Source organism: Pseudomonas sp. R2-60-08W, assembly GCF_003852335.1.
Classification (GTDB): Bacteria; Pseudomonadota; Gammaproteobacteria; order Pseudomonadales; family Pseudomonadaceae; genus Aquipseudomonas.
Genome location: NZ_CP027731.1, coordinates 2,787,137 through 2,798,060, shown reverse-complemented (window position 1 = coordinate 2,798,060; position 10,924 = coordinate 2,787,137). Strand labels below are relative to the sequence as shown.

The window sequence follows — 10,924 nt, the reverse complement described above, 5'->3', positions numbered from 1 at the left end:
TGTCCCCCTCAATCGCCGCCGGTTCGAGCGGTTCAAGGCGAACAAGCGTGGCTGGTGGTCGCTGTGGCTGTTCCTGATCCTGTTCGGGCTGAGCCTGGGCGCCGAGTTGATCGCCAACGACAAACCGCTGGCCGTGCACTTCGACGGTGACTGGTACTTCCCGGCGCTCAAGCGCTACCCGGAGACCACCTTCGGCGGCGAGTTTCCCCTGGAAGCCAACTACAAGAGCCCGTATATCCAGGAATTGCTCAAGGCCAAAGACGCCTGGACCTTATGGGCACCGATCCCGTTCAGCTACCAGAGCATCAACTACGACCTGAAAGTGCCGGCCCCTGCGCCGCCGTCCAGCGTCAACCTGCTGGGCACCGATGACCAGGGCCGCGATGTACTGGCGCGGGTCATCTACGGTTTTCGCGTGTCGGTGCTGTTTGCGCTGACGCTGACCGTGCTCAGCTCGATCATCGGCGTGATCGCCGGCGCCCTGCAGGGTTTTTACGGCGGTTGGGTGGACCTGGCCGGGCAACGTTTCCTGGAGATCTGGTCCGGGTTGCCAGTGCTGTACCTGCTGATCATTCTCGCCAGCTTCGTGCAGCCCAATTTCTGGTGGCTGCTGGGCATCATGCTGCTGTTCTCGTGGATGAGCCTGGTGGACGTGGTGCGCGCCGAGTTCCTGCGCGGGCGCAACCTGGAGTACGTGCGCGCGGCCCGTGCGCTGGGCATGCAGAACGGCGCGATCATGTTCCGCCATATCCTGCCCAATGCGATGGTCTCGACCATGACCTTCATGCCGTTCATCCTCACCGGCGCCATCGGCACCCTCACCGCCCTGGACTTCCTGGGCTTCGGCCTACCGGCCGGCTCGCCGTCATTGGGCGAACTGGTGGCCCAGGGCAAATCCAACCTGCAGGCGCCGTGGCTGGGCATGAGCGCGTTTGCCGTGCTGGCGATCATGTTGAGCCTGCTGGTGTTTATCGGCGAGTCCGCTCGCGATGCCTTCGACCCGAGGAAATGAGATGAATCAGGACAATCTGATCGAAATCCGCGACCTCAGTGTCGAGTTCGTCACCGGCGAGCATCACCATCGCGTGGTCAATAACGTCAGCTTTGATATCAAGCGCGGCGAAACCCTGGCCCTGGTCGGCGAAAGCGGCTCCGGCAAATCGGTGACCGCCCATTCGATCCTGCGCCTGCTGCCCTACCCGTTGGCGCGGCACCCGTCCGGCACCATCCACTACGCCGGGCAAGACCTGCTGACGCTCAAGGAAAGGACCCTGCGGCACATTCGCGGTAACCGCATCGCGATGATCTTCCAGGAGCCGATGACCTCGCTGAACCCGCTGCACTGCATCGAAAAACAGATCAACGAAGTGCTCGGCCTGCACAAGGGCCTCACCGGCAAGGTCGCCACCCAGCGCACCCTGGAACTGCTGGAGCTGGTGGGCATCCCCGAGCCGCATAAGCGCCTCAAGGCATTGCCCCACGAACTCTCCGGTGGCCAGCGCCAGCGGGTGATGATCGCCATGGCCCTGGCTAACGAGCCGGAACTGCTGATCGCCGATGAGCCGACTACGGCACTTGATGTAACGGTGCAATTGAAGATCCTGGAACTGCTCAAGGAACTGCAGGCGCGCCTGGGCATGGCGTTATTGCTGATCAGCCACGACTTGAACCTGGTACGCCGGATCGCACACCGGGTGTGCGTGATGCAACAGGGCTGCATCGTCGAACAGGCCGATTGCGAGGCGCTGTTCCAGGCGCCGCAACACCCTTACACCCAGGAATTGCTGGCGGCGGAACCCAGCGGCGGGCCGACCACCAACGCCGCCGGGCCACCGCTGTTGGAAGTGGACGACCTGAAAGTCTGGTTCCCGATCAAGAAAGGCTTTTTGCGCAACACCGTCGATTACGTCAAGGCCGTGGACGGCATCAACTTCAGCCTGCCCCAGGGGCAAACCCTGGGCATCGTCGGCGAAAGCGGCTCGGGCAAGTCCACCCTGGGCCTGGCGATCCTGCGCTTGATTGGCAGCCAGGGCGGCATTCGCTTCGAAGGCCAGCAACTCGACCGCCTCACCCAGCAACAGGTACGCCCGTTGCGCCGCGAGATGCAGGTGGTATTCCAGGACCCCTTCGGCAGCCTGAGCCCGCGCATGTGCGTCAGCGAGATCGTCGGCGAGGGGTTGCGCATCCACAAAATGGGCACGCCCGCCGAGCAGGAAGCAGCAATTATTGCCGCCCTCAAGGAAGTCGGCCTGGACCCGGAGTCGCGGCACCGCTACCCCCATGAGTTTTCCGGCGGCCAGCGCCAGCGCATCGCCATCGCCCGCGCCCTGGTGCTCAAACCGCGCCTGATCCTGCTGGATGAGCCGACGTCGGCGCTGGACCGTACCGTGCAACGCCAGGTGGTGGAACTGCTGCGCGGTTTGCAGGCCAAGTACAACCTGACCTACCTGTTCATCAGCCATGACTTGGCGGTGGTCAAGGCGCTGAGTCACCAGTTGATGGTGGTCAAGCAGGGTCAAGTAGTGGAGCAAGGCGATGCCGGGGCGATTTTCGCCAACCCACAGCACCCCTATACTCGGCAATTGCTGGAAGCGGCCTTTCTGGTGCCCGCTTAACGTAGGAGCTCTCGCTATGTCGTTGAACACTCGCGCCCACCCTTCGCACTCGCCGCGCTTCTGGCGCGACGAGCGCATGCCGTTCATCGAGGCGCGCACCATCGCCGACGGACGCAAGGTGACGTATACGCGGCATGCCCATGAACATTTTTCTATCGGCGCAATCACCCGCGGGCGCAGCTATTACCACCATGGCGCGCAGACCTTCCAGATCAGCGCCGGCACCGTGGTGTTGATGAACCCCGGCGATGTGCATGCCTGCAATCCCATCGAAAACGAGCATTGGTCCTACCATATGCTCTACCTCGACACGCCCTGGCTGACCGACCTGCAGCATCAACTGGGCTTCAGTACCGACCAGGGTTACCGCCCGTTCAACACCCCCCATACGCAGGACCCGTCGTTGTACAACGGCTTGCTGGCGTTGTACCGCCTGTTGGTGGATGAGCGGGCCGAACTGCTGCACAAACAGAGCGCGCTGGTGAGCTATTTCAGCGAGGTGCAGCAGCGCCTGAATCCTTCGCTCGCACCGGTACGGGAGGTCAATCACAAATTGGAGCGGGCCGCCGACTACATCCGTGAACACTGCACCGAGGCCCTGAAGCTCGAGGACATTTGCCAAGCGGCCGAGCTGTCGCCGTCTTATTTGATTCGCGCCTTCAAACAGTATTACGGGCTGACACCCCATGCCTTTCTGGTCAATCGCCGTATCCAGTTCGCCCGCACCCAGCTGCGCCATGGCGAGCTGATTGCCGACGTGGCCCTGGCCGCAGGCTTTGCCGACCAGGCGCATTTCCAGCGTGCGTTCAAACAGCATTTCGCCGCCACGCCCGGGCAATACCGCGACATACTCAAGCCATCAGCAAATAACCCACACTGGCCACCAGCAACGCGGCCATCGAGCGGTTGAATACTCTGACACCCTGGGGATTGTGCAGGTAGCGCCGCAGAAACGTTCCGGCATAGGCCCAGCACGCCACCGACAGGTAGCAGATCACCAGGTAGAGGCCAGCGAACAACCAGACTTGCCCGGCATCGCCGTCCGCCGCAAACAGCCCCATTCCCGCCACACAGGCCAGCCAGGCCTTGGGGTTGAGCCACTGCATGATCGCGCCGTACAACATCGATGGCGCCGTGGCAGCGCCATCGGCCTGCAACTGGCCATCATCGACGGCGAGCTTCCAGGCCATGTACAGCAAAAAGGCCACCCCGCCCCACTGGATCAGTTGGGTCAGGATCGGCCAGCGCAGCAGCACCTCGTGCAGGCCCAGGCCGATCAGTATCAACAGCAGCGTGAAGCCGAGCGCAGCGCCGAACACGTGCTTCTGGCTGGCAGCAAACCCGAAGCGCGCGCCGCTGCTCAGGGCGACCACGTTGACCGGCCCTGGCGTAATGGAAGTGGCGAGGGCGAACGCCGCCATGGAAATGATCAAGCTCATTGCGGTTCCTTTTCGTGATGTCAGACGGATGACATCACGCTATAGGCTGGAGCGAACTCGGTATTGAACAAAATGCCCCTCAAGCTGCAAGCTGCGTGAGGCATCCAGGCTCAGCGCTGCGCGGGGATCCGGATATCGCCGCTGCGGCACTGGCTTTTCACGCTGCGCGGGCAACCGGCGAAGGCCAGGTCCTTGGTCAGGCATACCCGCACTTCAGACAGCACTTTGCCTTTGCAGATGACAGCCATCCCGTGATTGCCCATGCGTGGGTTGCTGTCGCGAAACAGTGCCTCGATCTCGCTGGCCGCTAATGACGGCGGCGTATTGAACGGCTGCAGTTGTGGCGGAATGACCACCGCCCCCAGTGCCGTATCGGTTTTCTCCAGGTAATCCAGCGGCACGAGCCCGCTGCAGGTGCCGTGCTTGGCCCATTCATGCTTGAGCAGCGCACGGGTGGGAAACAGCGTCTCGCCCTTGCGCATTTCTTCGTTGGTCAATCGCACATCAGGGGCACAGGAGGCCGGCCACCCGCCTCGCGCGTACTGCGGCCATAAGCCATGCAGGACAAACCCGTAGCCTTTGCCCGAACACTGCTCGTTGTCCGGGTGTGTCAGGCAAAACGTCGGCGACCATGACAGCGACAATACATAGAAATCAAAGTCCCCCGGCAGCCCTTGGCTGCGCGGCGCTGCCGTTGCGCCGGTGATGATCAGCAGCCACCCCACCATCCAGTATTTCATCGCGATATCCGTTTAAACAAAGTGAATCACCACGCTATCGCGACGGCTAGGGATGTTGAGAATAACGTTGCAGCACCTTGTCCAGGATTCGATCCGTCTTCAGCGCCTCGATTGCCAGCGAAGGGTGCTTGGCTTCCCCACGGATATGGGCATTCATCGCAAGCACGTGGTGCCATTGGATGTGCGCATGACAAGGCACTTCCAGCACCTCATCGGACTCCCCTTCAAGACGCAGCGGCTGGTCTTCGAATACCGAGAACGTGATGCGTCCATGACTGCCGATCAGCTCGACCCGGTCTTCGCGGCGGTCTGCCACGAAGTTCCAGCAGCCCATGCCCAACGCACCGCTGGCAAAGGTCCAGCAGGCGGTCACTGCGTCTTCCGCCGCGTAACGCCCGGCCTGCCGTGCGGTGAAGCCCGACACTTCGACGATATCTCCCGCCAGGTACTGGAACAGGTCGAACCCATGGCTGGCCAGGTCGGCAAAATAACCGCCGCCGGCAATCGCCGGGTCTGTGCGCCAATTGGCGGGATTGGTGTCGGCCTGTGCCGCAGGCTTGCACAGGGTCCAGGTCAGGTGGCGTAGCTCGCCGATACGGCCTTCCTGCAACCAGCTGCGCACTTGCTGGAAGCGTGGCAATGAGCGCCGATAGTAGGAGACGAACAGGTGCAGCCCGGCGCGCTCGAAGGTGCGTTGCATCAACGCGCTCTGTTCGGCGTTCAACGACATGGGCTTTTCGACGCAGCAATGCTTGCCTGCCGCTGCCACCATCAAGCTGTACTCGAGGTGGCTGTCGGGTGGCGTGGCGATGTACACCGCGTCCACCTCGGGGTCGTCGATCAGGGCCTGGGCGTCGGTATAGAAGCGGGCAATGCCATGACGTGTCGCATAATCGCGCACGGCGTCCTCGCGCCGCCCCATCACGGCTACCAGGGCAGAACCTGGCGCTTTGTAGAAAGCGGGTCCACTCTTCAATTCAGTGACACTGCCACAGCCGATCATGCCCCAACGTACGGTGCTCATCTGCTCTCCTCGTTCGTTTATGTCAATCGGGCAGTATCCACATACACACCCTGGCGCGCCATAACCACTTAGCATGACAATTGCATTACACTTTTATGACAGAGATTTCGTTACGGGCACAGATGATGAAAATACGGGCCACGGTCATATGCGAACACGAGGGGCATATCCTCTTCGTGCGCAAGGCAAGATCGAAATGGGCGTTGCCGGGCGGTAAGGTCGAACGCGGCGAACGCCCGGTGGGCGCGGCAGAACGCGAGTTGGAAGAAGAAACGGGGTTGAACGTGGACGGCTTGCTGTACCTGCAGGAGCTGAAGGCCCGCGACACCCTGCACCATGTGTTTGAGGCCTCGGTGGTGAACATCGACGAGGCGCGACCGTGCAACGAGATCGTCGACTGCCAGTGGTACGCCTACAACGCTCTCGATGAGTTAGACACCACTGACGCCACGCGGCACATCGTCAAATCTTTCCTGCGCCGCCTCTGACGCGACGGTTTGACTGGCGAGCCGTGCTGCCACTGCTGTGCACAGGGTCAAATTCAAGGCAAAAAAAATCCCAAGTAGCTGATGGAAACTTGGGATTTAAAAATGCATAAACCGTGGGAGGTGAACGCACGGCTATATTAGCGATTGCAAAAACACGTCACAAGATTATTTTCTTCCTTTCGTCGGAATGGAAGCATCGTAAGTCATTCAATAACCACATGTTTTTTAAGGAAAGAGGCAAATTTGTGCCACTTTTTGGTGCAAGTTAGGGGCAAGGCTTTGAACTTTATCCACTTATAAAAAAGGGATATTAGTTATTCCACTTTCACAGTTTTCAATAACGGTTTGTTCAATCGCCTGCATGCGCGCTGCAGCGCCCAACACGCCAGCACGAAGTTGCGCAAGCTATTAGCTAATCGGGAGGCTTAGGCGCTCATGAAGTCAGTGCGCCCTGCTTTTTTCGTAGCGAACGTCATCACCCTCAACACGGCCGGCCCTCAGCCACCCCAGGCGCTGATAAAACCCGTTAGCGCGGACTTCATCGCGGCCATCAGTGACCAAGTACGCGCGCTCGTGATGCACAAACAACGCGGCCTCGGCCACCGCCATCAACCGCCGGCCCAGGCCCAGGTTCTCGTGGGAAGGTAAGACGAACATCGCGAACACCTCGCCGGTCTCAAGATCGACCATGGAAAAGGCCGCTGCCTGGCCGTCCACTTCTGCGACCCATGCGCACGGGGCTGTGCGCAGCGCGTCGGCCAGTACCTGTGGCGTGATCCCCAGATCAGCCATCTGTTCAAGGCTCAAATGGTTTTGCACCACCGAGGTACGAATTTTAATAAGCGTGTCGAGGTCTTCGACGGTCGCCACTCGAATAAGCACTTGCATACATGCCTCCTGATCAAGCACGCGATTGTATGCAAATACTTACACAGCATTTGTCGTGGATTTGTAAACCACTCGGCAGCACGGTAGGAAAAAACGCTTATTTACGCGCCACCTTATAGCGCACGCAATCCTGGTAAAAACTCTGGCGAATCACCTCGGGTTTGAGCCGTGAACGGCTGTCATAGGTCTGCTCGGTAATGCCCATGGCCATCATGCGCATCCACGATTTGTTGAATTTGATGGTCTGGATCTTTTGCCGCGCGGCGTACAGCGACACCCCCGAAAGCTTGAGCTCCTGAGCCCTGGCAGCCGTGCCTGCGCCCCAACTGCACATATACTTGTCACCCTCGCGCAACTCCCGAGCCTGCGCGGCTGCCGCGCCGCCGGCCAGGGAACAGGCAATCAGCATGATTCCAACAGTGCGCATTAGCTTCCTCACCTAACCACCTGAAATAAAAGTGATTCTGGCGAGAATTTTGTTACAGAGGGGCCATCAGATTGCCCTATCCTCCACCCCTCAGCCCCATGCCACCACCAACAGCCCGGCGCCCAGCACCAGGCACAGCGGCGAATAGAGAAAGGTATCCAGCTTGGCAAACCTGGAGCCGCTGACTTTTTTGAAAAACCCCACCAACTCCGAATCCCCAATCGCCCGGGCAAACATTACCACGGCGATCGCACTGATCCCCCATTGCAGCGCCCCATGGGACACCGGCGAAAAATAAAGCCCGGCGCGCAGACAGACGAGCAGCGCAATCGCCACCAGCCCCATGGCGACCAGAAAGGTGCCCAGCGCCGAGGGTTTGAACGCCGGCCTTGGCCCGCTGGCGAATTCGCCCGGTAATTGAGGAATGGCGGCCAGGCTGCCGAGTTTGCCGCCCGCGGCCCAGTACAGATGCACCATGCTGATGCAGGTAAAAATTGCGACGATCCAGCGCGCGATGATGAAGCTCATGGCGGGCTCCTCACAGAAATGTGCGAATGAGGATAGTCGCCCTGAAGGTTTCTGCAGGTATTTCGTCGGCGGAGCGGGCGCGCCGCACAAGCCCGCGCGCTCATTTCCCAAAGGTTGATCCGCGCTCTACTGGAGGCTTGCCTCAACCTTGCGCGCCACATCGTCCGTCAACCAGGCCTTCCACACATCAGGATGCTCCTTGAGGAACGCCTGGGCGACGTCCCTGGGTGCTGTGTGATGCTCGCTCATCGCCGCCAGCGCTTTGTTGAGCGGCTCGATGGGAAACTCGACCTTCTCAAAGAACTCGGCGATCTGCGGATGCTCCTTCTGGAACGGCGTGGACACGCCGATGCTCAATTTCGAGGCCAGCGAGCGCGTCGGCTTGGGATCAGGATTGTCCGCATCCGTCAGCGTCTTCCAGGCCTCGGCGTCGAACGGCGGCTCTTGCAGTTGAATCAATTTATAGCGGCCCATCAACGGCGTGGGCGACCAGTAGTAGAACAGCACCGGCTTGCCCCGGCGGATCGACGACGCAATCTCGGCATCCAGTGCCGCCCCCGAGCCGCTGCGAAAGTTCACGTAGCTGGTGTCCAGGCCGTACGCCTTGAGCTTTTGCTTGTTGACCACTTCCGAGGTCCAGCCGATGGGGCTGTTGAGAAAGCGCCCTTTGCCGGGAGACTCAGGGTCTCGGAACACATCCTTGTAGCGCGCCAGGTCGTTTACGCTTTTCAGGTCAGGGGCCAGGGGCTTGATATTTTTGCTCGGGTCTCCCTTGACCACGTATTCCGGCACCCACCAGCCCTCGGTGGCGCCCTTGACCGTATCGCCCAGGCCTACCACCTTGCCTTCAGCCTCGGCCTTGACCCAGACCGGACTGCGGCCCGCCCACTCTTCACCGATCACCTGGATGTCGTTCTTGGCCAGGGCGGTTTCCAGGGTGATGGTGGTACCGGGCAACGTGTCGGTTGGCAAGTCGTAGCCCTTCTCGACAATGAACCGCAGCACCTCGGTAATCAGGCTGCCGCTTTCCCAGTTCAGGTCGGCAAAGTGCACCGGCGCCTGGGCGGCCGATACCGGCATTGACGCCAGTGACAGGCCCAGGGCCGTCAACGATGCAGCCAACAGTGTTCGCATTCCTTTCATACCCTCGCACCTCGCGATATCGCAGCCATCAGCGGACGGCTTTGCTGCTATGCGCGAAGCCTCTGAATAGTTAAGTCAACTCAACTGTAGTAGAGGTTCCGGAAGATAAAAGAAGTTCGCCGTGGCGATATTTATTCACTGGCCTTGAACGTCACCAGTTCGCCCTTGCGCCACTTGGCGGCTTTGCCTGTCACGGCCTTGAGGGTTTTGGTCAGGCCTTCCTGCAGCTGTTCGTGGGCAGCAAATACCAGCATGACGCTGTGGCCTTCCTTGAACACAATCCCCTCGCCCTCGGCCGATGACACAAACGCATAGTCGCCCAGGCCATACACGGTCAACTTGATATCGCGGAATTTCAGTTCGAACTTGCCACCTTCGCGGCTGGGCAATACCGCCGCGCGAAAATGGTCGCCGACCTTGAGTTCCAGGCGTGGCTTGTCGTCCACCACCAACGCGGCTTCGGTATCGATCTCAGCGACGTAGATACCTTCCGGTGTCTGCTCGGTGACGTAGACAAAACGAGATTGAAACTGCTTGACCAACTTTGCGCGCAAATCACCCAGCACGAATAACGCGTGCATATCCAGATTACTGACTGCCAAGGAAACGTCCCCACATCGAAATAGCACTGACCGCTTGAGCGGGCAGCACAAAAAAACGGCCGTTACGGCACGATCACAGACTCGTTAAAATCCTGAAGAAAACCCATAAGACCCGTACAGATAAGCGCGGCGGCCCTTATGCGAGGTCATCCGGCAACACAGCAAATCACAGGTTCAACGACCCGAGAATACGAGTCGAGCAACTTCAGAGAATAACCCGATTAAAAACACAGTTTTCCGACACGCATCACAAAAGAAAACACCTGGACATGGAACCAGGCGCGTGCCGCCAACGACAATACTAAAACAGCAACACTAGTCAAACCACCCAAAATGTGGCGGCTATAACAACAAGGTCGATCGACAGGAGCTGAGCATGCTACGACGTCAACACGACGATACGTCCTTCCACTCGCGTTCATCATGTCCGGACGAACCGCAATACTACTGCTTACCTACGCCCGATGGGTACTCCCATTCCGTGCTTTATCGCGTTGTGCCGGCCGGAAGGAATTTTTTCCATATCCAGGAAGTGACCAGCGGCAGGATAAAAGGCTTTCGCAGCGATCACACCAAGGCCTGTGCATTGGCCAAAGCCCTGGAAGCCAATTTGTATAGTCTGCACGGCACACTCGTTTCGTCACCTGGCTGACTTTACTGCACAGCGGCCCTTCAACAACTGCCATACTGACCCGTCCATTGGAGTTTGCCCCGTGCGGGTCAGGTTTCATCAGTGCAGTTACCTTGAAGAGAAGCCTATACGTGACGGAATTTGATATTGGCGAATTTTTTATCCATGGCGATGCCAGGGAAGTAGACGGTGAGTTTCAAGCAGTCATCATCATGCGGGCCAAACCGCCGTTGACCACAGTGACAGCGCATCAGGTAGAGAAAGACCGCTGGTTCAAAACTGTCGACGCTGCGGCCATCGCAGCAAAAGAGGCCGCCAAGGAGCTGAAAGCCGCCGTGGATTCAGGCGCACTCAGTTCTTGATAATCCGATAGAACTCTGGCGTGCCATACCCCTCACA

Annotated in this window: 12 protein-coding genes and 1 pseudogene; 5 read left to right on the top strand and 8 right to left on the bottom strand. The window is 59.4% G+C overall.

Annotated features, from left to right (window positions below):
* Nucleotides 1-4: 4 nt before the first annotated feature.
* The 3 genes and pseudogenes from C4J90_RS12660 to C4J90_RS12650 form a co-directional block, all read left to right on the top strand.
* A pseudogene (locus C4J90_RS12660) lies at nt 5-1,012 on the top strand (ABC transporter permease); the annotation flags it as partial.
* Nucleotide 1,013: 1 nt separating this feature from the next.
* On the top strand, nt 1,014-2,615 hold the full coding sequence (locus C4J90_RS12655) for an ABC transporter ATP-binding protein (protein WP_124419941.1): 1,602 nt from the start codon (nt 1,014-1,016) through the stop codon (nt 2,613-2,615).
* 16 nt (nt 2,616-2,631) lie between these two features.
* Nucleotides 2,632-3,525, top strand: a complete 894-nt coding sequence (locus C4J90_RS12650) for an AraC family transcriptional regulator (RefSeq protein WP_124419940.1) — start codon at nt 2,632-2,634, stop codon at nt 3,523-3,525.
* On the opposite strand, the gene C4J90_RS12645 is transcribed toward C4J90_RS12650, so the two are convergent.
* From C4J90_RS12645 to C4J90_RS12635, 3 genes are all read right to left on the bottom strand, one after another.
* Nucleotides 3,467-4,054: a LysE family translocator gene (locus C4J90_RS12645; RefSeq protein WP_124362718.1), complete on the bottom strand. Its 588-nt coding sequence runs from the start codon at nt 4,052-4,054 to the stop codon at nt 3,467-3,469. The genes C4J90_RS12650 and C4J90_RS12645 overlap by 59 nt on opposite strands.
* Nucleotides 4,055-4,164: 110 nt before the next feature.
* Nucleotides 4,165-4,794 carry a ribonuclease T2 gene (locus tag C4J90_RS12640; RefSeq protein ID WP_124419939.1) on the bottom strand — a complete coding sequence of 210 codons (630 nt, stop codon included), beginning with the start codon at nt 4,792-4,794 and terminating at the stop codon, nt 4,165-4,167.
* Nucleotides 4,795-4,840: 46 nt separating this feature from the next.
* On the bottom strand, nt 4,841-5,818 hold the full coding sequence (locus C4J90_RS12635; RefSeq protein ID WP_124362716.1) for a Gfo/Idh/MocA family protein: 978 nt from the start codon (nt 5,816-5,818) through the stop codon (nt 4,841-4,843).
* A gap of 125 nt (nt 5,819-5,943) precedes the next feature.
* Between C4J90_RS12635 and C4J90_RS12630 the strand changes: the two genes are divergently transcribed.
* Complete coding sequence (locus tag C4J90_RS12630) at nt 5,944-6,306, top strand: NUDIX hydrolase (protein ID WP_124365144.1); 363 nt, start codon at nt 5,944-5,946, stop codon at nt 6,304-6,306.
* A gap of 441 nt (nt 6,307-6,747) precedes the next feature.
* On the opposite strand, the gene C4J90_RS12625 is transcribed toward C4J90_RS12630, so the two are convergent.
* From C4J90_RS12625 to C4J90_RS12605, 5 genes are all read right to left on the bottom strand, one after another.
* A complete protein-coding gene (locus C4J90_RS12625) occupies nt 6,748-7,194 on the bottom strand; it encodes a GNAT family N-acetyltransferase (protein WP_124419938.1) in 447 nt (148 codons plus the stop codon).
* A 97-nt stretch (nt 7,195-7,291) separates the two neighbouring features.
* Entirely contained in the window at nt 7,292-7,621 is a 330-nt protein-coding gene (locus C4J90_RS12620) for a hypothetical protein (protein ID WP_124419937.1), read from the bottom strand.
* Nucleotides 7,622-7,711: 90 nt separating this feature from the next.
* Complete coding sequence (locus tag C4J90_RS12615) at nt 7,712-8,149, bottom strand: DUF3995 domain-containing protein (RefSeq protein ID WP_124419936.1); 438 nt, start codon at nt 8,147-8,149, stop codon at nt 7,712-7,714.
* A gap of 126 nt (nt 8,150-8,275) precedes the next feature.
* Complete coding sequence (locus C4J90_RS12610; protein WP_124362712.1) at nt 8,276-9,292, bottom strand: ABC transporter substrate-binding protein; 1,017 nt, start codon at nt 9,290-9,292, stop codon at nt 8,276-8,278.
* Nucleotides 9,293-9,423: 131 nt separating this feature from the next.
* Entirely contained in the window at nt 9,424-9,894 is a 471-nt protein-coding gene (locus C4J90_RS12605; protein ID WP_124362711.1) for a hypothetical protein, read from the bottom strand.
* A 762-nt stretch (nt 9,895-10,656) separates the two neighbouring features.
* Between C4J90_RS12605 and C4J90_RS12595 the strand changes: the two genes are divergently transcribed.
* On the top strand, nt 10,657-10,887 hold the full coding sequence (locus C4J90_RS12595) for a hypothetical protein (RefSeq protein ID WP_124362709.1): 231 nt from the start codon (nt 10,657-10,659) through the stop codon (nt 10,885-10,887).
* The last annotated feature ends 37 nt before the right edge of the window (nt 10,888-10,924 follow it).